Below are 25,437 nucleotides of genomic sequence, written 5' to 3'. Positions count from 1 at the left end.
AAAGAAGGGGGACGAAAACCGGATTATTGTGTCCGTGTCATTTTTCCCGAATGGCCGCACGATCAACCGAAACGGCTTTCACCAGCGCCACCACCTCGTCACCGGCGCGCAATGCCAGTTCGTCGACCGAGCGTCGCGTCAGCCGCGCAACCAGATGACGCCCCCGGAAGTCGAGCGCGACATAGGCGTTGGGACCGCCATCCATCGTGATGGCCGTGACCGTCACCGGCAGCACGTTGCGAATGCTGATCGCTTCAGGCGCCTTGCGGGCAATGGAAACATCGCGCGCACGCACGCGCAGCCGCACATGCATATCCAGTTTCAGCCCCGCATCGCTGAGCTGAAACGATGCGCCGCCAAGATCGATCTCCGCCAGCTTGTAATGCTCGTCATAGGACGAAACCGTCCCTTCCAGCAGCACGCCGCCGCCCTCGCCCTCGGCGTCGATCAGCGGAAAGACATCTGCCGCCGCACCGCTTGCCGTCACCCGGCCAGCGGACAGGAGCACGATCTGGTCGGCAAGCCGCGCCACCTCGTCGATCTCATGGCTCACATAGACGATCGGCACATGGCTTTCATCACGAAGACGTTCGATAAAAGGGAGGATTTCCTGTCGTCGCGCATGGTCGAGCGAGGAAAGCGGCTCGTCCAGCAGCAGGAGCGCCGGATCGGACAGAAGCGCGCGACCGATGGCGACACGCTGGCGTTCGCCGCCCGAAAGCGTCGATGGCAGCCTGTCGAGAAGATGGCCAATGCCAAGCAGCGCCACCACTTCGTCAAAGCTGCGCGTCGCCTGCCTGCGGCCTGCCCAGCGCGCGTAAGTCAGGTTGCGCTTGACGCTCATATGCGGAAAAAGCCGTGCCTCCTGAAACACATAGCCGATGCGGCGCTTTTCCGGCGGCAGGTTTATGCCTCTTTCGGCATCGAACAGCGTGAAGTCGCCAACAGCGATGCGTCCACGTTCAGGGCGAAGCGTTCCGGCAATCATTTTCAAAAGCGTCGTCTTGCCCGCACCGGAATGGCCGAACAAAGCGGTCACACCCCAATCGGCTGCGAAATCTGCCTCAACAGGGAACTTGCCGTTGCGGCCATTAATCGAAACAGCAAGCCCGCTCATTTCGTTGCTCCCGCAAGCCTGCGCTGCAGCCATTCGGACAGCACCACGGCAACCACTGAAATGGCAGCAGATATCGCAATCAGGCGGAATGCTTCCGCGTCGCCGGATGGGGTCTGCATCAGGGCATAGATGGCAAGCGAAAGGGTCTGCGTCTCGCCCGGAATGTTGGACACGAAAGTGATCGTGGCGCCAAACTCGCCCAGCGCCTTGGCAAAGCCAAGCACGGCGCCTGCCAGAACACCAGGCAGAAGCGGCGGCAGAATGACGGTGAAAAAGGCGGTGAAACGACTGGCTCCAAGCGTGCGGGCAGCTTCCTCCAGCCCGCGGTCAAGCCCTTCTATCGAAAGCCTGATCGGACGGACGAGCAGTGGAAACGCCATCACACCGGCGGCAAGGGCAGCACCCGTCCAGCGAAAGGAAAAGGAAAGTCCGAACCATTCCTGCAAGGGAGCGCCAAGCGCACCCCGCGCGCCAAACAGGATCAAAAGCAGATAGCCCGTCACCACCGGGGGCAGAACCAGCGGCATGGTGACGATAGCCTGCGCCAGAGACTTGCCCGGAAAATTGAACCGGGCAAGAATCCACGCGACCACAAAGGCTACCGGCAGAGCGACAATGATGGCTATTCCGGCAACCCGGAGCGACAGAGACACAATCTGCCAGACATTACTCTCAATCATTTTTGGCGATCATTTATTGAGCAGCCTCCGACGCGCCCACGAACCCCTTGTCCTTGATGATCGCCTGACCGGCATCGCTTTCAAGGAAAGCGAGGAAAGCCCTGGCGGCGTCGGCTTCGTTTTTCGCCACAAGCGCCGCAGGGTAGAGGATCGGCGCATGACTGTCAGCCGGGAACCGATAGGCTTCGACCAGTCGGGGTGCCGCCGCACGGTCCGATGCATAGACGATGGCCGCCCCGACTTCGCCACGACTGACATATTGCAGCGCAACGCGCACATTCTCGGCGAAGACCGCGTTCTTTTCGACATCCTTCCAGATATCGAGCTTTTCCAGCGCTGCCTTGCCGTATTTGCCCGCCGGGACATTCGATGGGTCGCCCATGGCAAAACGTCCGCCGCCCAAAAGCTCCTTGGCCTCGCCCTTCGGCGTGTCCTTCTGCGTTGCGATCACCAGCGCATTGCCTGCGATCACCTTGCGCGACGCCTTGTCGATGGCACCGGCCTTTTCGACATAATCCATCCAGTCGAGATCGGCGGAGATGAAAATCTGCGCCGGAGCGCCCTGCTCGATCTGCTTGGCCAGAACCGACGAAGAAGCAAAGGACGCGACCACCTCCGTGCCGTTCCGGGCCTTCATCTGCCTGGCGGCTTCCTCAATAACGTCTTTCATGCTGGCGGCCGCGAAAACGGTCACCTTTTCGGCAGCATGAGCAACCGAGGCGGCACCAGCAGCAACAGTGATGAGAAATGCGGCGATCAGTTTCTTCATGAATATCCTCCATATCACCTGCAACAGCAGGCAAACCATCATCCGCCGGAAAACCGGCGCTGTTTCTGTTCGGACATGGGAAATTTCCATGCCCTGACTTGCGATGATGGGTGTGATGGAGGCAAACGCGACCCGGATGCCGTCAAACCCTTGATGCACGGGCGTCCATGCAAAAGCCGCCCAAAATTCCGTAACGAATTCAGATCGTTCCGGAACCAGAGCCACCATAATGCGGTGAAACCCGTTTGACCAGCCCTATGAAGAGCGTGCGGCGTCAGCTACCGATATGTTTGTGCGCCCCGCGCTTCTCGGCAAGCTTTACCTGCTTCTGGCGCTCCGCATAACGGGCGCGATCTTCCGGCGTGCGTTCGTCATAGCAGCCAGCGCAGGAAACGCCTTCCTCGAAATACTGCGAAAGCTTGTCTTCCGGCGAAATCGGGCGGCGGCAGGCGCGGCAGAGTTCGACGTCGCTTTCAGCGAGGCCATGGCCAACGGCCACGCGCTCATCGAACACGAAGCACTCGCCGTTCCACATGCTTTCCTCGCGCGGGACTTCTTCAAGATATTTCAGGATACCGCCCTTGAGATGGAAGACATCCTCGAAGCCGAGCCCCTTGACGAAGGCTGTCGCCTTTTCGCAGCGAATGCCGCCGGTGCAGAACATGGCGATCTTCTTGCCTTCGAGCTTGTCGCGGTTCTGCTCGACCCATTCGGGGAACTCCCGAAAAGTCTTGGTCTGCGGATCGATCGCTCCTTCAAATGTGCCGATGGCATATTCGTAGTCGTTTCGCGTATCGACCACGACAGTGTCTTCATCCGCGATGAGGGCGTTCCAGTCCTGAGGCGCGACATAGGTGCCCACGCTTTTCAACGGGTCGATGCCCTCGACGCCCATGGTGACGATCTCGCGCTTCAAGCGCACCTTCATGCGATGGAACGGCATTTCGCTGGCATGGGAATATTTGAGTTCGGGCTCTGCCAGGCCGGGAATGGCCGTGATGTGCTGCACGAGCTTTTCAATCGCCTGGGCTGTGCCCGCAACTGTCCCGTTGATGCCTTCCGCCGCCAGAAGCAGCGTTCCCTTGATGCCATTCGAGCAGCAAAGCTGAGCCAGCGGCTCGCGCAGGCTCTCATATTGCGGCAGCGGCGCAAAGCAATAAAGGGCGGCAACGGTGAAAGGCAAATTGCTCATCGGTTCTGTCTTCTTTGAAAATTCACCTCGCAACTAATCCCCGCAAACGGCGAATTCAAGTCAACTTTATCCTCATGCGTCGAAGTCGCCCCAAAATCGGCCTCGCAGATCAACTTTTCGAGGAGCAATAGATGTTCGACAGCCAGACGATTGCAGCCCTGACAATGATGGCGAACGAGGCGAAAATCGAACCGGCGGCCTTGCTGGCGATCGCGGAAGTGGAAAGCGGCGGTCGTGCGCTTCACAACGTCAATGGCGGCAAGGAACCCGCCATCCGGTTCGAGGGACATTATTTCGACCGCAGGCTATCCGGACGCTTGCGCGAATACGCAAGGAGCAACGGCCTGTCGGCGCCCATTGCAGGCCGGATACGCAATCCCAAATCGCAGGGGGAACGCTGGCTTCTGCTTGAACGGGCGATGGGCCTGAACAAGAAGGCAGCGCTTGAATCCACCTCCTGGGGGCTGGGACAGGTCATGGGCGCACATTGGGAATGGCTTGGCTATGCGACCGTTGACGACCTTGTGGCGGAAGCACGCGGGTCGGTTGCCGGGCAAGCGCGGCTGATGCTGCGCTTTATCGAAAAGGCGGAGCTTCTTGAAATGTTGAAGGCCCGCAACTGGCGCGAATTCGCCCGGCGCTATAATGGTCCTGCCTTTGCCCGCAACGAATATGACAAGCGGATGGCTGAAGCCTATCAGCGCTGGCAAAAACAGCTCGACACGCTTAAAAGAGCCGCATGAACCAGTAACTTTCGGTGGTGGACAAACCGCCGACAGGGATTTAAATCGATTTATCCACTCAAACAGCCGAGCAAGCCGATGTCCCAGAAAACCGACCTTCTCGTTCCCATCATGACAGGCCAGCCGGTCATTCCGGTTTTGTTGATCGACAGGGTAGAACATGCTGTTCCGCTGGCACGGGCGCTTGCCAAGGGTGGATTGCCCGCTATCGAGATCACCTTGCGCACGGCTGCGGCGCTTGACGCCATCCGTGCGGTGGCGTCGGAAGTGCCGGAAGCAATCGTCGGCGCTGGCACTATCCTCAACGCCAAGCAATATGAGGATGCAGCGAAGGCGGGTTCGCGCTTCATCGTCAGCCCCGGCGCAACCAAATATATCGTTGCAGCCGCCAATGACAGCGACGTGCCGCTGCTGCCCGCAGCTATCACGCCGAGCGAGATGCTGGCGCTGCGCGAAGAAGGCTACACCCATCTGAAATTCTTCCCGGCTGAACAGGCCGGCGGCGCATCGTTCCTGAAGGCGTTGTCCTCACCCCTGGCTGGAACGGTCTTCTGCCCAACCGGCGGCATCAGCCTCGCCAATGCAAAAAACTACCTGTCACTGCCGAACGTTGTCTGCGTCGGCGGCTCGTGGGTTGCACCGAAGGAACTCGTTGAGGCAGATGACTGGGATGCGATTACCCGGCTTGCGAGCGAAGCGGCTGGCCTGAAAGGCTGAGCGAGCCCAAACGGGAAAATAAAAAGGGGCCTTCGGGCCCCTTTTATTTTGCTTTGTTTCGATCTGACCGACGATCAGTTGGTTTCCGTGAACTTGGCCACCGTCAGGAAGGTAACGGCATTACCGCTGAACTGGTTGGCGCGTTCGGTAGGCAGATTGCCACGCTGGAAACCTGCCGTGTAGACCATGGCCGGTGCGGAACGCAGCGCATCGTTGCGGAGGACCGGGTTTGTCACGGGCACGGCGCTGGAAACGGATTCCGCCGACAGGGCAACTTCCGAAGTCGGCATTACGGCAGGCTGAACCACCGCACGCGGCGTGGATTGGGCCTTGGCGATGTAGCGTCCGCCCTTTGCTGTGGCGCGAACGCCCGTCTCGGCAGCCTTGCCAATCGCTGCGACCTTCTTCTGGACAGCGGCGGAAGCCGTAGCAGTCGCCTTGGCTGGCGCGGTGCGGGCCACAGAAGCCGTCTGCACAGCTGCCGGCGCCTGCTTCGGTGCGGCGTCTACAACCGGCTTGCTGTCATAATAATCGTCGGAAGGCGGTGCGATCAGCTCACCGATCTCATCCTTCTTGGAAAGCAGGGCAAGCTGCGTATTGGCGCGCGGCGCTTCCTTCGGCAACGGGAAAGCTGCCGTTTCGCCCGGCTGCGGCACTGCCACAGTGCCAGCATCTGCAACCTGTGTCGGTTCGTTCTGCTCGCTGTTGACCAGCGCGGCAATCGCATCCTGGCCGCTTGCGGCAGGTTTTTCGCCCGGGCGCATCGGACGTGCTGACGGGATCACTGCGGCGGCGAGCTGCATATTATCCGTCTCAAGCTGCGGACGGGCCGACGGCACCGGCACAAAACCATTCATCAGCGGCGAAGGCGTACCGGCATCGGCAACCTGAACCGTGTTCGCATCCACGGCGGCGCGGGCCGCGGCAGCAGCATCGGCGGCCGGCTCGGCTGCGGCAAGCGCCACGGCATCCTGCGGCGCCATTGCCGGCTTGCGAGCCGGTATCGGAACATTGAGCGCGGCCACCGGAACTTCGGCTGCGGCCTGCGCCTGGGCATCGAGCCCGGCTTCGGGACGCGGCGCCTGCATCGGCACCGGAGCCTCACGGGCGGGCAGGGCGGCAATCATCGTTTCACGCGGCTGCTGGACCGGTTCTTCCGGAACTGCCGGAGCCTGACGCGCAGGCACTGCGCGGGCAGGACGTGCGGATGCCGGTGGAGCACTCACCTCACCGCCGCTTTCCTCTTCTTCGTCGGCACCACCGCCAAACAGCGCGCCAAACAGGCTCTTGCTGCGGCGTGGGGATGTATTGCTGGCCACCATGACCTCGCCGCCACCAGCCTTGCGCCTTTCGATCATGGCCAGTGCCTGCTCATAACCCGGCAATGGCTTGCCATCGGCGGGAAGGTGAGCGGTTTTGCCATCCGGGAACAGCGCGAGCAGTTCGCGGCGGCTCATGCGCGGCCATGAACGGACATTGCCGACATCCATATGGACGAAAGGCGAACCGGAGCGCGGATAATAGCCAACGCCGCCGATCTGATAGCGCATGCCGATGCCGCGCAGCTTGGCCAGGGGAACGCCGGGAATGTAGAAGTCCATCGCGCGGCCAAGCATGTGCTGGCTCTTCTTGGCAACGCCGGTGTTGGCGGAACGCGAACGCAGCATGGCGTTGGTTGCCGGAGAACGATAAGCGGAGACGACGGTGATATACTGGCTCGAACCGGTGGAGCGATAAACCTGCCAGATCAGGTCGAACAGGCGCGGGTCCATCTTGGTCGGCTCGTTACGGCGCCAGTCCCGCAGGAAAACATTCAGCTTCTTCAAGCCCTGCGCATCGAAGCGACCATTTCTCTTGAAGACGATTTCGGCCTTTTCACCGGTATGAACGTAATAAAGCTTGAGAGAGCGGGTTTCAGCCGATGCCTGCGAAGGAGACAGCGCCAGGACAACCGCAGCGACGGCAAGGGCAGACGGAGCGGACACAGATACCTTCATCGTGGCCTTTATTCCGGTCCAAACCTTCGCAAAGCGCGCTTTAATGGTCGATATGCTGTTCATCGAATCGTATCGCCTTACCGTTTTCCGCCCCCAGAGGCATTCTCCAGGCTTCCCTCGGGGCTTTCTTTGTGGTGCCACAAAAAGCCTGCGTCCCAGTTCCGCTTGAACTCCGATTGTCGGATTTAATGGTTAATGGACGCTTAGTGAACAACAAATGAGGAAACACCATGGCAAAAAAGCCACACACGTGCATCTATTTTCGCCATGGTTAAAAAATTATTAACAGTCTTTAATTCGCAACAGTACCTGCGAAGACCGACAGTAGGTCTATTATAAATGACTGATATTCAATATGTTAGGCCGGATCGATCAGCCCGCAACGCGGTTGAAAGGGGTGATACCGGCCTCTTCCTCGGCGGCTGATCCCTTGCCGGAAATCGACGCCACATCGATGCCATATTCCTTCAGCTTCCGGTAAAGCGTGGTTCTTCCGATGCCCAGACGCCGGGCCACTTCACTGATTTGTCCGTCATAATGAGCGATGGCGAACCGGATCATCTCCTCCTCGGCTGCGGCAAGCGTGCGAACCTCGCCCGCTCCGTCTATTCCACTGAACAGACCGGCCGAAGTCACGCCTGGATCCTGATCGACAAGGTTGAACCGGGCGGATTGCTGTGCAGGCCTCATGGCCTCGCTGCCCGCACCTATCTGCGCGAAATCACCCGCTGTCAGCTCGCCAGTGTCGCAGAGGATCACCGCACGGTAAACGGCATTTTTCAGTTCCCGCACATTGCCGGGCCAATGATAGGCCTTCAGCTTTTCCAGCGCGTGGGTGGTGATGCCGGTAATATGGCCCATGCGCTCTTCGCTGACAAAGCGCATCATGAACTGATGCAGCAGGATCGGAATATCTTCCGGACGATTGCGCAGGGGCGGCATGGCTACCGCAAAGGAGCCGAGCAGATGGTAGAGCCCGGCATGAAAACGTCCCATATCGACGAGATCGGCCAGCGGACGGCTGTTCGACGCCATGATGCGCGCATTGGAAAGCGTGCGCTCGCCGCCGCTCTCGAACTGGCCGGATTGCATTGCGGCAAAAAGCTTGATCTGCGTGTGGCGCGGCAGCGCGCCGACTTCGTCAAGGAAAAGCGTGCCGCCATCGGCTTCCGCAAGCTTTCCGAGGCTGCGCAGGGCATCGCCATCGCGACGGTCGCGCCGTGCTGTCGAAACGCCGAAAAAAACCTCGTCGGCATTATCCACCGTCAGGGTGCGGCAATCGACGGTCACGAAAGGGCCGCGCCAGCGGACACTGCCGCTACAAATGGCGCGCGCCAGCGTCTCCTTGCCGCTGCCGGGCTCTCCCTCGATCAGAAGCGGCGCATCCAGCGCCGAAGCCCGACGCGCCAGAATGCCGACACGCTCCATCTCGGGGCTCTTGATCGCCATGTCGGAAAGCGTCAGATGAGCCTTCAGAGAGGAACGCGCGCGGCGGATTTCCTGCGTCAGCGCATCGATCTTCAACACATTGGAAACGGAAACCTGAACGCGCTCGAAGGCGACCGGCTTGGTCACGAAGTCGACCGCACCCATTTTCATGGCCTGGAGAACCGGCTGGAGATCATCGTTCTGGACGAGAACGATCACCGGCACGCTGTTTCCGGCTTCACGAATGCGCCGCAAAACGGTCAGGCCATCCATATCCGGCATGGAAAGATCGAGCAGCATCAGCACAATGTCCTTGCGCTGGCTGACGAAGCTGAGTGCGCTGGCCCCGCCATCCGCCAGGATGGTCCGATAGCCCATGCGCATGACTACCGCTTCCAGATTGCGTCGTTGGATCGGATCGTCATCCGCTATGAGAATGCGCGTGGCCATTAACCGTTATCATTACCTATAGAGTTCCCGCGCCCGAAATACTTAAACAGTTTAAATGTCTCATATTCTAGGCGTGTTATTTGGTGCCAAGCCTTCAGCGAATGCAAGGTACTAAAATGTGCCTCGGTGTCCCATTTCACAAAATTTGTATCCTGAATCCACTCCCAGCTTCAACCATCTGCCTGTCCAGCGGCCTGATCGGGGGGGCCATCACAAATGATCGAAGCCCTTTTCCCACCTCTTGGCGATCCTGACAAGACGTGCGAGAAGGAACCTGACAGAGCGGCTCCGGTCAGCGCCGGATCGCGGAGCCGCGCTCTCTCTTTGTTTGTACGCATTATCCGACGAAAAGCCGCTTCGCACTTTTTCTGGAAATGCTCTTGGAGAATGTTCATGACCCGTTTTTCAGAATCCGTTTTCTTCAACAAAGCTTCGCATGCGCCTGCCGGCGATGCGGCTGCGGCCGAAAAGGCTGATCTCGGCAACCTTCCGGAATGGAATCTGGGCGATCTTTATCCGTCTGCCGACAGCCCGGAACTGAAAAACGATATCGAAAAAGCCATGAAGGATGCAGCGGCCTTCGAGGAGCGCTGGAAAGGCAAACTCGACGACGAAGCAGCCAAGCCAAATGGCGGTAACTTTGCCGATGCAATCAAGGAATTCGAGGCTCTGGACGAGCTGATGGGCCGTATCGGCTCTTTCGCCGGCCTCTATTATTACGGCGACACCACAGATCCGAAGCGCATGAAGCTTTTCGGCGACACGCAGCAAAAGCTGACTGACGCCAGCACGCATCTCATTTTCTTCGGTCTCGAACTGAACCGCATCGATGATGCCGTTCTCGAAAAGGCTATGAACGACAATGCGGCAATCGGTCATTACCGCCCATGGCTGACCGATCTGCGCCTGGACAAGCCTTACCAGCTTGACGACAAGCTGGAGCAGCTCTTCCATGAAAAATCGATCACCGGCTATAGCGCCTGGAACCGGCTGTTCGATGAAACCATGTCGGGACTTCGGTTTGAAATCGACGGCAAGGAACTCAGCATCGAGCCGACCCTGAACATGCTTCAGGACGCCGATGGCGCTGTGCGCAGGAAGGCATCGGAAGCGCTGGCAAAGACTTTCGCAGCCAATCTTCGCACTTTCACGCTGATCACCAACACGCTGGCTAAGGACAAGGAAATCTCCGATCGCTGGCGCGGTTTTCAGGACATCGCCGACAGCCGCCACCTTGCCAACCGCGTGGAGCGCGACGTTGTGGATGCTCTGGCAAAGGCGGTGGAAGACGCCTATCCGCGTCTTTCGCACCGTTATTACGCCCTGAAAGCCAAATGGCTCGGCCTTGAAAAGCTTGAGAACTGGGATCGCAACGCACCATTGCCGGAAACGCCGCAGGCCCTGATCCCGTGGGACGATGCACGCGAAACAGTGCTTTCCGCCTATGGCAACTTCGCCCCGGAAATGGCCGAGATCGCGAAGAAATTCTTCGACAAGAACTGGATCGACGCGCCGGTCCGCCCCGGCAAGGCGCCGGGCGCATTCGCGCATCCGACTGTTCCGTCGGCGCATCCCTATGTGCTGCTCAACTATATGGGCAAGCCGCGCGATGTGATGACGCTGGCGCACGAATTGGGCCATGGCGTGCATCAGGTTCTGGCGGGCAGCCAGGGTGCCTTGATGGCTTCAACGCCGCTGACGCTCGCTGAAACCGCATCCGTGTTCGGCGAAATGCTGACTTTCCGCTCGCTTCTGGAGCGTACAAAGGACAAGCGTGAACGCAAGGCCATGCTGGCGCAGAAGGCCGAAGACATGATCAACACGGTCGTGCGCCAGATCGCTTTCTACCAGTTCGAACGTCGCCTCCACACCGAGCGGCGCGAAGGCGAGCTGACGGCTGAGCGCATCGGCGAAATCTGGATGGATGTGCAGCGCGAAAGCCTTGGCGATGCCGTCAATCTCAATCCGGGCTATGAGACCTTCTGGACCTATATCCCGCATTTCATCCACTCGCCGTTCTATGTCTATGCCTATGCTTTCGGTGACTGCCTGGTGAACTCGCTTTATGCGGTTTACCAGAACTCGGAAAAGGGCTTCCAGCAGAAATATTTCGACATGCTGAAGGCTGGGGGCACCAAGCACCACAAGGAATTGCTGGCGCCATTCGGCCTTGATGCGAGCGATCCCGATTTCTGGAGCAAGGGCCTGTCGGTGATCGAAGGCATTATCGACGAGCTTGAAGCCATGGAAGACTGAGGCGACAGTGACCCGAACGGGTAACAAACCGCTCATTCTCTTTCGGGACGACAAGGCGGGCCGCGACGTGCTTTTCGCGGCCCCTTCATCGATCATCCGTGCCGACACGCCGGATGAATTCGAGCCTGCATGGGATGCAATGCAAGAAGCGCACAAGGCCGGAAAATGGCTTGCGGGCTATCTTTCCTATGAAGCGGGCTATCTTCTCGAACCCAAGCTCAAGCCGCTTCTGCCCGAAGGACGCAAGGCGCCGCTTCTCTGCTTCGGCGTATTCGACGGCCCATCCGATGAACGGATGCACGGTCGCAGCGAAGACAATGCCGCCTCCCTGGCCACCTTCCTGCGCGATCCGATCGCGCAATGGTCGTTCGAAGACTATGCGCCGCGTTTCGAGCGCTTGCACCAGCATTTACGCGAAGGCGATTGCTATCAGGGCAACCTCACCTTTCCCATCCACGCGGAATGGGGCGGCGATCCCCTGGTCCTGTTCAACATGCTTGCGAAGCGCCAGCCGGTTCGCTACGCGACCTATTGCGATCTGGGCGGACCGATCATCCTGTCGCGCTCGCCGGAACTTTTCTTCGAGGTCGATGGCGATGGATGGATCGAGGCCCACCCGATGAAGGGCACCATGCCACGCGGTGCCACGCCTGAAGAGGACGAGCAGAACCGCCAGTTCCTGCTGAACGACCCGAAGAACCAGGCCGAAAACCGCATGATCGTCGATCTTCTTCGCAACGACATTTCGCTCGTAAGTGAAGTAGGCTCGCTCGACGTGCCGGAACTTTTCCGCGTCGAAACCTATCCGACCGTCCATCAGATGATCAGCCGCGTGCGCGCGCGTCTGAAAGAGAACCTGCCGCTGCGCTCGCTTTTTGCCGCCCTCTTCCCGTGCGGGTCGATCATCGGCGCGCCGAAGATCAGCGCCATGGAAATCCTGCGTAGACTGGAGACCGGGCCGCGCGACATCTATTGCGGGTCGCTCGGCTGGATCGAGCCGGGCGGACGTATGCGTTTCAACGTTGCCATTCGTACGATCTCGCTTCTGGATGAAAATCGTGCGATCTTCAATGTCGGGGGCGGTGTGGTCTTCGATTCCACGGCGCAAGCGGAGTACGAGGAATGTCTTCTGAAAGCACGGTTCGCGGCACTGTCGAGCCACAAGGGGCGCAAGCCGTGACGATGGAACCCGATTATCAACTGATCGAAACGATGCGCTCGGAACCGCTCTCCGGCATTCTGCGCTTCGACCTGCACATGGCGCGCCTTGAGAATTCCGCCCGTGAACTCGGCTTTGCCTGCAATATGGAAGCCATTCGGCAGAAGGTTGCAGAAGCCGGGGCTGGCGAACAGGCCTTGAAACTGCGGCTGACGCTCGCTCCGGATGGTGCCGCCACTGTCTCGAGCGCTCCCTACGAACCGTTGCCATCCCAGACGATCTGGCGGGTTGCGATAGCCCGCACGCATCTCAATCACAACGATCCCCTGTTGCGCCACAAGACGACCCGGCGGCAGGCCTATATCGCGGCTCGCGAGGAATACTCGCCCGCAGAGATTGACGAAGTCATCCTGCTCAATGATCGTGGCGAGGTCTGCGAAGGCACGATCACCTCGATATTTCTCGATATCGGCGGTGCGGCCTGCATGACGCCCGCGCTTTCATGCGGCCTGCTCGACGGGGTGCTGCGACGTGAATTGCTGAACGACAACGTCGTTGAAGAAGGTATCGTTACCGTCGAGACGCTGAAAAACGCGCGCAACATTCTTGTCGGCAATTCGTTGCGCGGCATGATCCGCGCAAAGCTTGTCGACCTCTGAAATCCTAATATCCATTAAACATGTATTGATGTCATAGCCTTGTGACGTTTCTTTCTTTCTATGAAGTTGTGTTATCGTTCCGGCACATCAGCTAAAGCGGGTGATAACCTGACCGCAATTCTGCGGCATCTGAGAGGAAGAAAATGGCGAAAGCGAAATGGCAAGTCTATGGCGAGATAACTGGCCCTGTCATCATGATCGGCTTCGGGTCGATCGGGCGCGGTACCCTGCCGCTGATTGAACGTCATTTCAAATTCGACAAATCCCGCATGGTCGTGATCGATCCGAGCGAAGCCAACCGCAAGATCCTCGACGACAAGGACATCCGGTACCTCAAGGAAGCGATCACCAAGGAAAATTACAAGAAGGTTCTCGGTCCCCTTCTGAAGGGAACGGAGGGCCAGCCCTTCGTCGTAAATCTTTCGGTCGATACCGGATCGCTCGATCTGATGCGTTACGCCCGCGAGCATGGCGCGCTTTATATCGACACGGTGGTGGAACCCTGGCTCGGCTTTTATTTCGATGAAAAAGCCGACAATGCCTCGCGCACCAATTACGCGCTGCGCGAAACAGTCCGCGCTGAAAAGCGCAAGAACCCCGGCGGAACGACCGCGGTTTCCTGCTGCGGCGCCAATCCGGGCATGGTTTCCTGGTTCGTCAAGAAAGCGCTTGTCGACCTCGCGACCGATCTGAAGCTCGATTTCACCGAACCGGCGGCGGATGACCGTCACGGCTGGGCGAAACTGATGAAGAAGGCTGGCGTTAAGGGCATCCATATCGCGGAACGCGACACCCAGCGCGCCAAGGAGCCCAAGCCCTTCAACACTTTCTGGAACACGTGGTCGTCGAGGGCTTTATCGCCGAAGGCCTGCAACCGGCGGAACTTGGCTGGGGTAGTCACGAAAAATGGATGCCCAAGAACGCCCGCAAGCAGAAGAAGGGCAACAAGGCCGCGATTTTCCTCGAGCAGCCCGGCGGCAATACCCGCATCCGCACCTGGTGCCCGACGCTCGGTGCGCAATATGGCCTGCTGGTCACCCATAATGAAGCAATTTCCATCGCCGATTTTTTCACGCTGCGCGACAAGAAGGGCAAGCTCGACTTCCGCCTGACCTGCCATTACGCGTATCACCCCAGCAACGACGCCATTCTGGCGCTTGATGAAATGTTCGGTGCGGGCGGCAAAGCGCAGCCGGTGCAGCACGTTCTGGAAGAGCATGAAATTCTCGATGGCAGCGATGAGCTCGGCGTGCTGCTTTATGGCCACGACAAGAATGCCTATTGGTATGGCTCGCAACTGACGGTCGAGGAGGCGCGCAAGCTTGCGCCCTATCAGAACGCAACCGGCCTGCAGGTTTCCTCCGCCGTTCTGGCTGGCATGGTCTGGGCATTGGAAAATCCGCAGAGTGGGATCGTCGAGACGGACGAAATGGATTACCGCCGCTGCCTTGAAGTCCAGATGCAATATCTGGGGCCCGTGAAGGGCTATTATACCGACTGGACGCCGCTGGAAGGTCGCGGCCACCTGTTCAAGGAAGACCTCGATACCAAGGACCCATGGCAGTTCCGCAATATTCTGGTGCGTTGATTGAACCGGCCCGGTTTTGACCGGGCCATTCCATGAGGATATGCGTCTGTCCTTCTCTGCCCGCAACATGACGAGGCTGATTGCAAGCCGGTTTCCCGATCTGGTGGCTCTGCTCTGCGGGCTGCTCGTTCTGCCCTGGATTCTGGGCGTGCCGGGTCATCCTGCCCCTATGGTACGGCTTGGATGGACAATCGGACTGATCTCGATTGTCGTCTATCTCGTTCTTTATCAGATAGCGAAATCCCTTGCGTCCAAAGCCTCGTTCAAGAGCAATAATGCGGCCGGGCGCTATCTCCACCGCATGCTTGCAACGTCGTCGGTCATCGCAACCGTCATTCTGGCGATATCCGTCATGCTCGTTTTGGGGTCGTAATCGCGAAGCAGAAGGACCGGCGTACCCTTTGCCCAGCGCGGCGATCTTGCATCATAGCTAACAAATCGACAGGCCCGGCACCTATTCCTCGCAATGAGGACTTGTTTTCGTGCAAGTTTCCATACATCAAACTAATCATCCCGAGCGGTTCCCATCAGCACGGTGTCGTTGATACCGCTCTAAATATCTGGTTACGCATTTCAGATGCCAGCTAAGCTACGGTTCTGGCTCGGAATGCTCTAATGGAGAGCATGGATATGAAACGCTTCCGCATCATTGCCCCTCTTGCAGTCATGTCGCTGGCGTTGGCAGCGTGCGAAACGACTGGGCCGGTCGGCGGCAATGTCCCGGTCGTCTCCCGCGCGCCAGCTGGCATCGAAGGCAGCTGGGTCGATCCCAACGGCATCGTTTCGTCCTTCAATGGCGGCATTTTCGAGACCCGCGCCACCGACACGAACGAAAAGCTTGCCGAAGGCAACTATCGTTACCAGTCGCCACAGCTTGTCGAAATCGACATGCGCTCCATCGTGCGCGGCACCTCGTCGAAGGTAAACTGCGCCCTCGTCTCGCCGACGCAGCTGAACTGCACGTCCTCGTCGGGCTCGCGCTTCTCCCTCACGCGTCGGGCAGCCGGTTAAGCAGCGGATATTTCGCGTAAATCTCGAATATTGACGGCGCGGGCAACACCCGCGCCGATAGAATTTCGCCAGCGGCAATTGTCAGGATTGTAATTTGTCTTTTTTTCTCTAGTTTTCCGGCTGAACAGGAGTCGGACGATGAGTGAGATGGACAAAGTGCAGGAGAAGCCCAACCAGACAACCAGACCGGAGGCGCAGGGAAAGCTGCCGAAAGTTGGTGTTCTGCTGGTCAATCTCGGCACGCCGGATGGCACGAGTTATGGCCCGATGCGCCGCTATCTGGCCGAGTTTCTCTCGGATCGCCGCGTCATCGAATGGCCGCGCCTAATCTGGTACCCGATCCTTTACGGCATCGTTCTCAACACCCGCCCGAAACGGTCTGGCAGACTTTACGACCGCATCTGGAACCGCGAGAAGAACGAATCTCCCTTGCGGACCTACACCCGCGCGCAGGGCGAGAAACTGGCCCGGGCGCTCGCTGAATACCCCAACGTGGTGGTTGATTGGGCGATGCGTTATGGCCAGCCGTCCATTGAAAGCGTCACCGACCGCCTGCTGGAGCAGGGTTGCGAGCGGATCGTCATGTTCCCGCTCTACCCGCAATATTCGGCGACGACCACCGCGACGGTGAACGACAAGTTCTTCGAAGCGCTCATGAAGAAGCGCTTCCAGCCGGCGGTGCGCATCGTGCCATCCTATGAAGCGGAACCGGTCTATATCGAGGCGCTGGCACGTTCCATCGAGAAACATCTGGAAACGCTTTCCTTCAAGCCGGAAGTGATCCTCGCTTCCTATCACGGCATTCCGAAAAGCTACTCGGACAAGGGCGATCCCTACCGCCAGCAATGCCTTGAAACATCACGCTTGCTGCAGGCACGGCTGGGTCTGGATGACAGCCAGTTTCGTTCCACATTCCAGTCGCGTTTCGGACCTGAAGAATGGCTTCAGCCCTATACGGACGAAACGGTCGAGGAATTGGCCAAGCACGGGGTTAAGTCGATGGCCGTTCTCAATCCGGGGTTCGTTGCCGACTGCCTGGAAACGGTGGACGAGATCGGCAACGAAGCAGCCGAAGAATTTCTTGAAAATGGTGGCGAGAATTTCAGCCACATTCCTTGTCTCAATGACGGCGAAGACGGCATGAAAGTCATCGAGACGCTGGTACGTCGCGAGTTGCAGGGTTGGGTCTAGATTGAAGGGAGTAAGGCAATAGGGCAGTAAGGCAGTATGTTCTGATCTGTGCTAGATTCCACCTACTGCCTTACTGCCCTATTGCCTTAAGGAAAAACAATGACCGGTTTCGATATCACGTTACTCATTCTGGCCGCACTGGTTCTGGCGACACTGTTTGCCGGCATCAAGACCGTGCCGCAGGGTTTTAATTATACGGTCGAACGGTTCGGCCGCTATACGCGCACCCTCAATCCCGGCCTCAATCTGATCGTGCCGTTTTTCGACCGCATTGGGGCCCGTCTCAACATGATGGAGCAGGTGCTGGATGTCCCGACGCAGGAAGTCATCACCCGCGACAATGCCATCGTCGGCGTCGACGGCGTGGCATTCTATCAGGTGCTGAATGCGGCTCAGGCGGCCTATCAGGTCGCCAACCTCCAATATGCAATCCTCAACCTGACCATGACGAACATTCGTACCGTCATGGGTTCGATGGACCTCGACGAGCTTCTTTCCAACCGCGATGCGATCAATGACCGCCTGCTGCGTGTCGTCGACGAGGCCGCCCATCCGTGGGGCATCAAGATGACCCGCGTCGAAATCAAGGATATCAACCCGCCGGCAGACATAGTGACATCAATGGCCCGCCAGATGAAGGCCGAGCGCGACAAGCGCGCGCAGGTTCTGGAAGCGGAAGGCGACCGCAACGCGCAGATTCTGCGCGCCGAAGGCCAGAAGCAGTCGCAGATTCTGGAAGCAGAAGGCAAGCTGGAAGCGGCCAAACGCGAGGCGGAGGCACGCGAGCGCCTTGCCGAGGCCGAGGCGAAAGCCACAACCATGGTTTCCGAAGCTGTCTCCAACGGCAATGTGCAGGCGCTCAATTACTTCGTCGCGCAAAAATACACCGAAGCCCTGAGCAATATTGCGAGCGCCAAGAACCAGAAGGTCGTGTTGATGCCGCTTGAGGCAAGCTCCCTCATCGGTTCGCTTGGCGGCATTGGCGCAATTGCCAGGGAAGTCTTTAGCGATGGCAACCGGCCGGTCGATCCGACACCGCAGCCGCCAGCCCCGTCCCGCCCACGCAACGTTCCGCCAGCAACGCGCTGAAACCAGGAAAGAGGGCGCCATGATTATTGAATTTCTATCCGGTCTCGGCATATGGAACTGGCTCGTCTTCGGGCTGGTCCTGCTCATTCTGGAAATTCTGGCGCCCGGTTTTTTCTTCATCTGGTTCGGGCTTGCGGCTCTCGTGACAGGCGGCCTCGCCTTTCTCCTGTCTTCAACGGCGGCATTCGGCTGGCAGTTTCAGACCGTGGTGTTCCTTGTTCTGGCTGTCATCTTCGTGCTGGCGGGGCGCCGTTTGTTCGGCTCGCGCAGCACCGATGCCGACGAGGCCTTCCTCAATCGTCGCGGGGAGCAGCTGGTCGGCCGGCGCGCCACATTGACGGAACCCATCCTCAACGGGCGTGGACGTATCCGTATCAACGATACGATGTGGCGTGTGAAAGGACCCGACCTGCCAGCCGGCACTGAAGTCCGCGTGATTGCCTTCGATCCGCTGTCGCTGGAAATCGAAGTTGCCGAGTAAGACGGCACCGGCGTGTATTAGCCGGTCGCAATGCTACGACTTGACGGTGCGATTAAGCATCTCCGTGAAATATCCGTGGAGATCGTTGTTCGCCTGCCTTTCGAACTGGAGACGTTCCCGTTCGATCTGCGCTTCTTTCGGCGTCATGTCGAAACGCGCACGAAAGCCGCGCAATAGTTGGTTACCGCTCGAAAATCCTAAACTATAGGCAATCTGGCTAACCGAACGGGACTGCTTGGACGGCTTGGTCAATTGCTTGAACGCTTCATCCAGCCGCCGGTCGCGAATGAACTTCGCCACGCCGCCATCCTCTGCAAACGCACGATAAAGATGGGAGCGCGAAACCCTGAGCTTTTGCTGAATAAGCTCAGGAGACAGCTCCCGCTCACCAATATTCTGATCGATGAAGGCCAGGACCCTCTGACGAAGAGCTATGCTCATGGAAGGGTAATCTTCGAGGGACTCCAGCGCATCCCCTTTCACGGCTCCCGCCAAAAGCGCGATCAGTGCTTCCTCCGATGCCAGAGCCTCTACCGGCGAAAGGGAGCGTTCAAGAGACCGTATCCCCTTGAGGTAGGTTGCGATCAGCCGGGTCATTGGCTGGTCCCCACGCAGGACAACCCCATGGAGGCTGCGCGGCCCGATCACCTTTTCAAGATCGCGCCGTGAGACTGCAAGCGAAATCCTGGAGCCCGCATCGACCTCGCTCTTGAAGGCTTTCGAAAGGTCGAGAAAGCAGATATCGCCAACGCCGGCGCGCACGCCGAGACCGTTGAAATCGCCGTTCATCTTTCCCGATGTAGAGAGCTGGATAAGATAATAATCCAGATCGCTGTGCACGATAGTGCGGTGATCGCGAATATATCGCTGGCCGTTGAACGATACCGATCCGATTGCAATCGAACCCAGCGGACGAGAACTTATCGTTCCCTCCAGAGGTTCCTTGCTGTCTGGCGAAAGGGGCATGGTGTCGAATACGGGCCGAGTGGCCTCGCGCCAGAAATCATTGCGCGCGTCGACTTCCACCATAGCGGTTGAGATAAGGTTTCGTTACTCATTACCCCTGCCATCATGCAACGCGCCGCCAAGACACCGATAACAGACGTAACGCCAGCCGACTTTCATTCCCGGCGCGGGATGAGAGCAAAGCCTTCGTTCGCACGCATGACCGCCAAAACTACAAATAGCGGGCACTTATTTATGCAAGCGCAGGCACGTTAAAGCACATCCGTGAGATAAAATGAAGAATAAAATGAGACGTCCCGCCGTGAGAACTTGTTCTAACTGATACAATTGCTTGTTTTGTTATGAGATGAAATTCAAGGACACCCTCCCGGGCGAAGCGCTTTCTCTCAATGAGGGATCGTGTCACCGCGGGCAACAGGACAGCCGAGGTTCGGCACAGAGACCAACCGGACACCCACAACGTCTTATCCACATACAACGAGGACCAGTACAAATGATGCAAAGGCGAGCCTTTAAAAAATTACGTCCATTGCCGCAGCCTGCGCCTTGATGCTGGGAAATGTAATTCCGGCAGCTCAGGCGTGCACCGGCATCAGGTTGATCGCGGCAGACGGCAGTGTCGTTTACGCACGAACCCTCGAATTCGGCCTCGACGTCAAGTCAGAAATCATGATGGTGCCGCGTGGCTTTTCGCGCACCGGCACCACCCCTGACGGCAAAGGCGGTCTGAAATGGACTGCCAAATACGCATCTGTCGGCATGAATGGAGCGGGCCTGCCCGACCTGTTCGATGGCCTGAACGAAAAGGGACTGGGTGCGGGAATGTTCTATTTCCCCACTTCCGCAGGTTATATGCCCTATACGGCTGAGGTTTCGGACCGAACAATCTCCCAATGGGAATTCGTGTCTTATGTCCTCGGAAATTTTGCTACCGTCGATGAAGTGAAGGAAAATATCGGGAATATCGTGGTAGCGTCCTCGGTATTCTCCCAATGGGGCTTTGCCCCGGAAGCACATTACATCGTGCATGATGCGACGGAAAAAAGCATTGTCGTTGAATATGTCGGCGGCAAGCTGAATGTGTATGACAATCCCCTCGGCGTTATCACGAATACACCGGGCTTCGATTTTCATATGAACAATCTGCGCCAGTACACGAATTTTTCCATGACGGGAAAGCCTTCGATCAAGCTCGGCTCGGTTGAAAGTGTCCCGACGGGTCAGGGCTCGGGCATGCTTGGCTTGCCGGGCGATTTCACTCCGCCATCGCGCTTCGTTCGCGCGGTTGCATTCTCACAATCGGTATTTCAGCCAAAAACCGAACAGGACGCCGTCCTGCAGGTCTTCAAGATTCTCAACCAGTTCGACATTCCTAGAGGCTCGTCGCGAGACGGCGAAAAGGACGCGAACGGCAATGTAATGGCTGATTATACGATCTGGACAGGCGCCAGCGATTTGAAGAGCAAGCGCTACTTCTTTCGCACTTACGAAAACAGCCAGATCCGCTCTGTTGATCTCATGAAGATGGATATCGACGGGAAGGACATGGTGAAAGTGTCGATCCAGGGCGATGAGAAGATCGAGGATGTTACGCCAGCAGATCGCCCCTGATCTTGGAACCATCGTCGCCCCGTCGGCTTGCTGACCGGGCGACGAATGCAGATAGTTCCGCAAAATGAGCCTCTATGAGGCTCGCAAATCGACCTTCACGCAATCCGGCTATCGTTTCGATGGCCGGACTGGCCGCATTGGCGCGAAAACAAACGGCTTGAACGTCTTGTCAGGCTGCGCCTATGCGCAACAGATCGTGGAAATGCACGAGCCCGATCGGGCGACCGGCCTCAACGACGATCAGCGCACCGATGTGATTTTCGTTGATCGTATTGAGGGCTGCGGTCGCCAGCATGTTCTGGTCAACGGTTTTCGGCTTGCGCGTCATGATTTCATCGACCGACAACGCGGCAAGGTTGCGGCTCAGATTGCGCGAGATATCGCCATCCGTGACAATGCCGGCCAGATCGCCGCCATCATCCACAACAACGACGCAGCCAAAGCTCTTCTGGGCCAGTACCTTCATCGCATCGGGCATGGAGGTGCCCATCTTTACCAACGGCATACGATCGCCGCGATGCATGATATCGCGGATATGGATCAGACTTGCGCCCAGGGATCCACCGGGATGAAAAGTCTTGAAGTCGCTCGGGGTAAAGCCGCGCGCTTCCAGCAGCGCGATTGCCAGCGCGTCGCCGATGGCGAGCTGCATCATGGTCGAGGTCGTGGGCGCCAGACCATGCGGGCAGGCCTCGGCGGTCTTCGGCAGCAGCAACACGACATCCGCCGCGCGGCCGAGGGCCGAATTCTCGCCTGCAGTGATCGCGATCAGCGGAATACGGAAGCGCTGCGAATAATTGACGATGCCCTTCAGTTCCGCCGTTTCGCCCGACCATGAGATGGCCAGAATGACATCATCGCGGCCGATCATGCCGAGATCACCGTGATTGGCTTCTGCCGAATGGACGAAAAATGCCGAGGTGCCGGTGGAGGCAAAGGTGGCCGCAAGCTTGGAACCGATATGACCGCTTTTGCCGACGCCGGTCACGACCAGACGTCCGCGCGAAGCGACGATCAGCTTCACCGCTTCGACGAATGGGGCGGAAAGGCCATTGTTCAGCGCGTCTTCCAGCGCGGCGAGACCCGCATTTTCGGTTTTTATGGTGCGCAACGCTGACGCGATGGCCGCTTCTGCGTTTGCCGGAGGGGTGATCTGATCGAGCTTTTCCATGGCCGCAAGGGTTAGCTTCTTCGCAGGCGCTTGTCCAAACATTTGTGTGGCCGGAACCGTCAGGATGCGGGCCGCAGCAACCAAGAATTAACCATGTGCCTTTACCGTTCATCCACCACGTTGCGACGGTTTGAAAACACGACATGCTTTTTGCCAAGGCCCCATCTGGCGGTTCGACGCCCATTGCCCGCAGGCTGCGATGCCTGTTTTTGTCGGGCGTGGCGCTGGCAATTTGTCATGGTTCTGCATTTGCCCAGGAAGCCTATCTGCGCGGAAGCGTTGCCGAGGACGTGCTTTCGGCCTCCTCGCCGGAGACACTGGCGAATCGCGGACTTGCCGCGCCGGGATATGATGACGGGTCTGGCGAGACGACCGACAACGACAGTTACACCCCGCCTGAAAACACCACGGCGACTGACCCGGCCACTACAGTCCAAACTGCTCCGACGGTTCCCGTGCCGCAGGACCGCCAGTCCATTCCACCCGACAACATGCGTGTGGGCTCGGTCGATACCGAGGCGGGTGAGGAAACGGGCCGGACACAGCGCGAAAATCTGCGGCAGTTGCCCGAGCAGGGGCGCGGTTCTACACAGGACGCCGATCCGTTCGCACCGCTCGGCATTCGCACCGGTTCGTTTGTCCTGCGACCCTCGCTCGAACAGGGTATCCGGGCTACCACCAACGGCGACAATAGCGCTGCCGGTTCTAGCGCCGTTCTCAACGAAACAACATTGCGGCTCAATGCGCAGTCGGACTGGGCACGCCATCGGGCAACGCTCGACGCATCGGGTACGTGGTCCAAATCCATTTCGGGAGAAGACGTTTCCGAACCGCGCGTTGATATTCAGGGCAAGCTTCGGCTCGATCTCGGCGACCAGACGACGGTCAATACCGGTGCCAGTTATCAGTTGCGCCGTGAAAGCGCGTCCAGCCCGAATGGGGTGGTCGGCGCGCTGCAACGCCCGCTGGTTCATACCCTCAATGGAAGTCTCGGCATCGAACGCGATATGGGCCTGCTCTTCGGCAGCGCCACGGGGCGGGTAGAGCACAATATCTATGGCGACGCCGAACTGTCGTCCGGCGGCACCGTCAGCCAGAAAGACCGCGACAACACCTATGCCAGCATTACGCTGCGCGGCGGCTTCAGCCTGTCGCCGGCGATCAACCCCTTCGCGGAAGTCGAATTGGGCAAGCGCATCTTCGATGAGAAGGTGGACAGCAACGGCTATGAGCGCAGCGGATCGCAATTCGCACTGCGCGGCGGCCTGATGCTCGACATGGGCGAAAAACTGAGCGGCGAGTTCGCTGCCGGATACATGCGCGCCAACAGCGATGATTCCCGTCTCGGCGGCGTTAGCGGTCCTTCTGTCAATGCTGCGCTCAACTGGTCACCGCTGCGCGGAACCGATGTGCGCCTTTATGCCCAGAGTACGGTCGATACTTCCACCACGCCGGGTATTGCCGGGTCGCTCCTGCATTTCGCAAGCCTGGAGGTGACCCGCCGCATACGTTCCGACCTCAGCCTCAATGGCAGGCTCGACGCGAATATCCGGCAGAACAAGGACGGGACCGGCACCGACTACACCCTTGGCGCGCAGATTGGTGCAACCTATTGGATCAATCGGTTCGTCGGACTGGATGCGCGCCTGCGTCACGAATTCCTGACGAGCCGCATCTCCGACCGCGAATATAGAGCCGACAGCGTCTATCTTGGCGTAAAAGTTCAGCGCTAGAAAAGAGAACGGCATCCCTTCCGGGATGCCGTGTCGAGGTGCGTTCAGGCGAGCCAGAACAGCAAACAGGCAATGCCGAATCCCAGAAGCCCAATAAGGGTCTCCAGAACTGTCCATGTTTTCAGCGTCGTCTTCACATCCATGTTGAAGAAACGTCCGACCAGCCAGAAACCGGAATCGTTGACGTGGGACAGCATGACAGAACCTGCAGCAAGGGAGATCACCATCGCCGCGGTTTCAAGCCCGTGATATCCGGCAGCCTGAACGGCAGGCTGAACAAGCCCGGCAGCAGTGATCAGCGCCACTGTTGCCGACCCTTGTGCTACACGTAAAATCGTTGCGAGCAGGAATCCCGCCACGATGACGGGCAATCCCGTATTCGCGAACGCGGTGGACAAGGCATCGCCAATGCCGGAAGCACGCAGGACGCCGCCGAACATGCCGCCTGCTCCCGTGATCAGGATGATGGAGCAGACCGGGCCCAGCGCCGAATCGAGAATGCGTTCCACGCTGGCTGCATCTGTGCCGCGCCGTGGTCCCAGCACGTAGGAAGCCACCAGCACCGAAATCAGGAGAGCAACCGGCGTCGATCCAATCATTCGCGCCAGCTGATACCAGTTTGCGTCGGCGTTGACCCAGCCTTGCGCGCGGGCGAAGTCGAGACCCGTATTGATGAAAATGAGGACCAGCGGCAGAAGAAGAAGCAATACGACCAGACTGGAACTCGGGGGGTTTTTCGTCTCCTCCACGTCCCTCCCGGCATCGAAATTGTCGGGGATGGTAAGATTGATCCGCTTGCCGATCCACGCACCGAAAAGGTGCCCGGCGATAAACCAGACCGGGATGACGACGACGATCCCGACGAGAATGAGAAGCCCCACGTCAGCGCCCAAAAGCTCGGATGCCGCGACCGGACCCGGATGCGGAGGCACGAAAACATGCATCACCGAAAAGGCTGCGGCAACCGGGATACCATAGAGCAGCAGGCTTCCCTTGAGGCGCCGCCCGACCGTGAAGACCACCGGGAGCATCACGACCAGCCCCGCGTCGAAAAAGATCGGAAAGCCGAAAATCAGCGATGCGATGCCAAGCGCCATGGGTGCGCGTTCTTCGCCGAATCGCCGGATGAGATCATCGGCGAGCGCCTGCGCGCCGCCCGATATTTCAAGCAAACGGCCGAGCATCGCTCCAAGGCCGACCAGAAGCGCCACCCCGCCAAGGGTAGATCCGAAGGCCGATGTGATGGTGGTCAGGATGTTGCCCGCCGGGATGCCGGTCGCGAGCGCCGTTAAAAGGCTGACGATCACAAGCGCCACGAAAGCATGAACGCGAAACCGGATGATGAGCAAAAGCAATAAGAGGACAGCGCCAACCGCTATCGAGATGAGCGCACCCGCACCCATCGTCTGCTGGAATTCCTGCATGCTTT

General features: G+C 58.6%; 21 protein-coding genes and 1 pseudogene. 13 read left to right on the top strand and 9 right to left on the bottom strand.

Translation table 11 applies throughout. The annotated features are described in order from the left end of the window. Positions 1 to 37 precede the first annotated feature (37 nt). The 4 genes from modC to trhO form a co-directional block, all read right to left on the bottom strand. Positions 38 to 1,117 carry a molybdenum ABC transporter ATP-binding protein gene (gene modC, locus ACS5UA_RS10215; protein ID WP_112701809.1) on the bottom strand — a complete coding sequence of 360 codons (1,080 nt, stop codon included), beginning with the start codon at positions 1,115 to 1,117 and terminating at the stop codon, positions 38 to 40. Next, positions 1,114 to 1,797, bottom strand: a complete 684-nt coding sequence (gene modB / locus ACS5UA_RS10210) for a molybdate ABC transporter permease subunit (protein ID WP_006469458.1) — start codon at positions 1,795 to 1,797, stop codon at positions 1,114 to 1,116. Before modB ends, modC begins: the two co-directional genes overlap by 4 nt. A gap of 13 nt (positions 1,798 to 1,810) precedes the next feature. Further along, a complete protein-coding gene (modA, locus tag ACS5UA_RS10205) occupies positions 1,811 to 2,566 on the bottom strand; it encodes a molybdate ABC transporter substrate-binding protein (RefSeq protein ID WP_176056257.1) in 756 nt (251 codons plus the stop codon). 274 nt (positions 2,567 to 2,840) lie between these two features. Next, on the bottom strand, positions 2,841 to 3,758 hold the full coding sequence (trhO, locus tag ACS5UA_RS10200; protein ID WP_112670966.1) for an oxygen-dependent tRNA uridine(34) hydroxylase TrhO: 918 nt from the start codon (positions 3,756 to 3,758) through the stop codon (positions 2,841 to 2,843). A 131-nt stretch (positions 3,759 to 3,889) separates the two neighbouring features. Between trhO and ACS5UA_RS10195 the strand changes: the two genes are divergently transcribed. Together ACS5UA_RS10195 and ACS5UA_RS10190 are read left to right on the top strand one after the other, a co-directional pair. Beyond that, the gene (locus ACS5UA_RS10195; RefSeq protein ID WP_176056259.1) at positions 3,890 to 4,501 is read left to right on the top strand and encodes an N-acetylmuramidase family protein; all 612 of its coding nucleotides are present in this window, start codon (positions 3,890 to 3,892) and stop codon (positions 4,499 to 4,501) included. Positions 4,502 to 4,579: 78 nt separating this feature from the next. Then, positions 4,580 to 5,218 carry a 2-dehydro-3-deoxy-phosphogluconate aldolase gene (locus ACS5UA_RS10190; protein ID WP_176056260.1) on the top strand — a complete coding sequence of 213 codons (639 nt, stop codon included), beginning with the start codon at positions 4,580 to 4,582 and terminating at the stop codon, positions 5,216 to 5,218. Between the two features lie 74 nt (positions 5,219 to 5,292). Here the strand turns inward: ACS5UA_RS10190 and ACS5UA_RS10185 are convergent, their stop codons facing one another. Then, positions 5,293 to 7,278: a DUF882 domain-containing protein gene (locus ACS5UA_RS10185; protein WP_176056261.1), complete on the bottom strand. Its 1,986-nt coding sequence runs from the start codon at positions 7,276 to 7,278 to the stop codon at positions 5,293 to 5,295. Between the two features lie 309 nt (positions 7,279 to 7,587). After that, positions 7,588 to 9,093, bottom strand: coding sequence for a sigma-54-dependent transcriptional regulator (locus tag ACS5UA_RS10180; RefSeq protein WP_443101292.1), 1,506 nt, complete (start codon positions 9,091 to 9,093; stop codon positions 7,588 to 7,590). 393 nt (positions 9,094 to 9,486) lie between these two features. On the opposite strand from ACS5UA_RS10180, the gene ACS5UA_RS10175 reads away from it, so the two are divergent. The 9 genes and pseudogenes from ACS5UA_RS10175 to ACS5UA_RS10135 all read left to right on the top strand — a co-directional run bounded on the left by ACS5UA_RS10175 (position 9,487) and on the right by ACS5UA_RS10135 (position 18,527). Continuing rightward, the gene (locus ACS5UA_RS10175; protein WP_112701803.1) at positions 9,487 to 11,349 is read left to right on the top strand and encodes a M3 family oligoendopeptidase; all 1,863 of its coding nucleotides are present in this window, start codon (positions 9,487 to 9,489) and stop codon (positions 11,347 to 11,349) included. Between the two features lie 7 nt (positions 11,350 to 11,356). Continuing rightward, on the top strand, positions 11,357 to 12,529 hold the full coding sequence (locus ACS5UA_RS10170) for an aminodeoxychorismate synthase component I (RefSeq protein ID WP_443101291.1): 1,173 nt from the start codon (positions 11,357 to 11,359) through the stop codon (positions 12,527 to 12,529). Continuing rightward, positions 12,472 to 13,167, top strand: coding sequence for an aminotransferase class IV family protein (locus ACS5UA_RS10165; protein WP_176056264.1), 696 nt, complete (start codon positions 12,472 to 12,474; stop codon positions 13,165 to 13,167). The genes ACS5UA_RS10170 and ACS5UA_RS10165 overlap by 58 nt, the downstream gene beginning before the upstream one ends. A 143-nt stretch (positions 13,168 to 13,310) precedes the next feature. Then, positions 13,311 to 14,755, top strand: a pseudogene (locus ACS5UA_RS10160) (homospermidine synthase). 40 nt (positions 14,756 to 14,795) lie between these two features. Then, the gene (locus ACS5UA_RS10155; RefSeq protein WP_112701799.1) at positions 14,796 to 15,128 is read left to right on the top strand and encodes a hypothetical protein; all 333 of its coding nucleotides are present in this window, start codon (positions 14,796 to 14,798) and stop codon (positions 15,126 to 15,128) included. Positions 15,129 to 15,385: 257 nt separating this feature from the next. Continuing rightward, positions 15,386 to 15,766, top strand: coding sequence for an outer membrane lipoprotein Omp10 (gene omp10, locus ACS5UA_RS10150; protein ID WP_006473350.1), 381 nt, complete (start codon positions 15,386 to 15,388; stop codon positions 15,764 to 15,766). 138 nt (positions 15,767 to 15,904) lie between these two features. Next, positions 15,905 to 16,957, top strand: a complete 1,053-nt coding sequence (gene hemH / locus ACS5UA_RS10145) for a ferrochelatase (RefSeq protein WP_022570098.1) — start codon at positions 15,905 to 15,907, stop codon at positions 16,955 to 16,957. A gap of 99 nt (positions 16,958 to 17,056) precedes the next feature. Next, positions 17,057 to 18,046: an SPFH domain-containing protein gene (locus ACS5UA_RS10140; RefSeq protein WP_112701798.1), complete on the top strand. Its 990-nt coding sequence runs from the start codon at positions 17,057 to 17,059 to the stop codon at positions 18,044 to 18,046. Between the two features lie 19 nt (positions 18,047 to 18,065). Next, positions 18,066 to 18,527, top strand: coding sequence for an NfeD family protein (locus tag ACS5UA_RS10135; protein ID WP_112701797.1), 462 nt, complete (start codon positions 18,066 to 18,068; stop codon positions 18,525 to 18,527). 33 nt (positions 18,528 to 18,560) lie between these two features. Here the strand turns inward: ACS5UA_RS10135 and ACS5UA_RS10130 are convergent, their stop codons facing one another. Further along, entirely contained in the window at positions 18,561 to 19,556 is a 996-nt protein-coding gene (locus ACS5UA_RS10130) for a helix-turn-helix domain-containing protein (RefSeq protein WP_244634822.1), read from the bottom strand. Positions 19,557 to 20,042: 486 nt separating this feature from the next. Between ACS5UA_RS10130 and ACS5UA_RS10125 the strand changes: the two genes are divergently transcribed. Then, positions 20,043 to 21,104: a linear amide C-N hydrolase gene (locus ACS5UA_RS10125; protein ID WP_021585321.1), complete on the top strand. Its 1,062-nt coding sequence runs from the start codon at positions 20,043 to 20,045 to the stop codon at positions 21,102 to 21,104. 169 nt (positions 21,105 to 21,273) lie between these two features. Here ACS5UA_RS10125 and ACS5UA_RS10120 read toward each other — a convergent pair whose 3' ends face one another. Beyond that, positions 21,274 to 22,275, bottom strand: coding sequence for a KpsF/GutQ family sugar-phosphate isomerase (locus ACS5UA_RS10120; RefSeq protein WP_151661296.1), 1,002 nt, complete (start codon positions 22,273 to 22,275; stop codon positions 21,274 to 21,276). 143 nt (positions 22,276 to 22,418) lie between these two features. Here ACS5UA_RS10120 and ACS5UA_RS10115 point away from each other — a divergent pair, with 143 nt between their 5' ends. Then, positions 22,419 to 24,008 (top strand): outer membrane beta-barrel protein, encoded by a 1,590-nt coding sequence (locus ACS5UA_RS10115; RefSeq protein WP_443101290.1) that lies wholly within the window; start codon positions 22,419 to 22,421, stop codon positions 24,006 to 24,008. Between the two features lie 44 nt (positions 24,009 to 24,052). Here the strand turns inward: ACS5UA_RS10115 and ACS5UA_RS10110 are convergent, their stop codons facing one another. Then, on the bottom strand, positions 24,053 to 25,432 hold the full coding sequence (locus ACS5UA_RS10110; protein ID WP_021585324.1) for a GntP family permease: 1,380 nt from the start codon (positions 25,430 to 25,432) through the stop codon (positions 24,053 to 24,055). Positions 25,433 to 25,437: the final 5 nt, after the last annotated feature.

Origin of the sequence: Brucella sp. RRSP16, from assembly GCF_052246815.1 — a bacterium.
Classification (GTDB): Bacteria; Pseudomonadota; Alphaproteobacteria; order Rhizobiales; family Rhizobiaceae; genus Brucella; species Brucella intermedia.
Note: the sequence above shows the minus strand (reverse complement) of the source record. Positions and strands in the feature narration are given on the sequence as shown.

Bases quoted from the DNA above. Each gene is read 5' to 3' on its own strand.
- modC (WP_112701809.1), bottom strand. From the start codon at position 1,117: ATGAGCGGGCTTGCTGTTTCGATTAATGGCCGCAACGGCAAGTTCCCT.
- modB (WP_006469458.1), bottom strand. From the start codon at position 1,797: ATGATTGAGAGTAATGTCTGGCAGATTGTGTCTCTGTCGCTCCGGGTT.
- modA (WP_176056257.1), bottom strand. From the start codon at position 2,566: ATGAAGAAACTGATCGCCGCATTTCTCATCACTGTTGCTGCTGGTGCC.
- trhO (WP_112670966.1), bottom strand. From the start codon at position 3,758: ATGAGCAATTTGCCTTTCACCGTTGCCGCCCTTTATTGCTTTGCGCCG.
- ACS5UA_RS10195 (WP_176056259.1), top strand. From the start codon at position 3,890: ATGTTCGACAGCCAGACGATTGCAGCCCTGACAATGATGGCGAACGAG.
- ACS5UA_RS10190 (WP_176056260.1), top strand. From the start codon at position 4,580: ATGTCCCAGAAAACCGACCTTCTCGTTCCCATCATGACAGGCCAGCCG.
- ACS5UA_RS10185 (WP_176056261.1), bottom strand. From the start codon at position 7,278: ATGAACAGCATATCGACCATTAAAGCGCGCTTTGCGAAGGTTTGGACC.
- ACS5UA_RS10180 (WP_443101292.1), bottom strand. From the start codon at position 9,093: ATGGCCACGCGCATTCTCATAGCGGATGACGATCCGATCCAACGACGC.
- ACS5UA_RS10175 (WP_112701803.1), top strand. From the start codon at position 9,487: ATGACCCGTTTTTCAGAATCCGTTTTCTTCAACAAAGCTTCGCATGCG.
- ACS5UA_RS10165 (WP_176056264.1), top strand. From the start codon at position 12,472: ATGTCTTCTGAAAGCACGGTTCGCGGCACTGTCGAGCCACAAGGGGCG.
- ACS5UA_RS10155 (WP_112701799.1), top strand. From the start codon at position 14,796: ATGCGTCTGTCCTTCTCTGCCCGCAACATGACGAGGCTGATTGCAAGC.
- omp10 (WP_006473350.1), top strand. From the start codon at position 15,386: ATGAAACGCTTCCGCATCATTGCCCCTCTTGCAGTCATGTCGCTGGCG.
- hemH (WP_022570098.1), top strand. From the start codon at position 15,905: ATGAGTGAGATGGACAAAGTGCAGGAGAAGCCCAACCAGACAACCAGA.
- ACS5UA_RS10140 (WP_112701798.1), top strand. From the start codon at position 17,057: ATGACCGGTTTCGATATCACGTTACTCATTCTGGCCGCACTGGTTCTG.
- ACS5UA_RS10135 (WP_112701797.1), top strand. From the start codon at position 18,066: ATGATTATTGAATTTCTATCCGGTCTCGGCATATGGAACTGGCTCGTC.
- ACS5UA_RS10130 (WP_244634822.1), bottom strand. From the start codon at position 19,556: ATGGTGGAAGTCGACGCGCGCAATGATTTCTGGCGCGAGGCCACTCGG.
- ACS5UA_RS10125 (WP_021585321.1), top strand. From the start codon at position 20,043: ATGCTGGGAAATGTAATTCCGGCAGCTCAGGCGTGCACCGGCATCAGG.
- ACS5UA_RS10120 (WP_151661296.1), bottom strand. From the start codon at position 22,275: ATGGAAAAGCTCGATCAGATCACCCCTCCGGCAAACGCAGAAGCGGCC.
- ACS5UA_RS10115 (WP_443101290.1), top strand. From the start codon at position 22,419: ATGCTTTTTGCCAAGGCCCCATCTGGCGGTTCGACGCCCATTGCCCGC.
- ACS5UA_RS10110 (WP_021585324.1), bottom strand. From the start codon at position 25,432: ATGCAGGAATTCCAGCAGACGATGGGTGCGGGTGCGCTCATCTCGATA.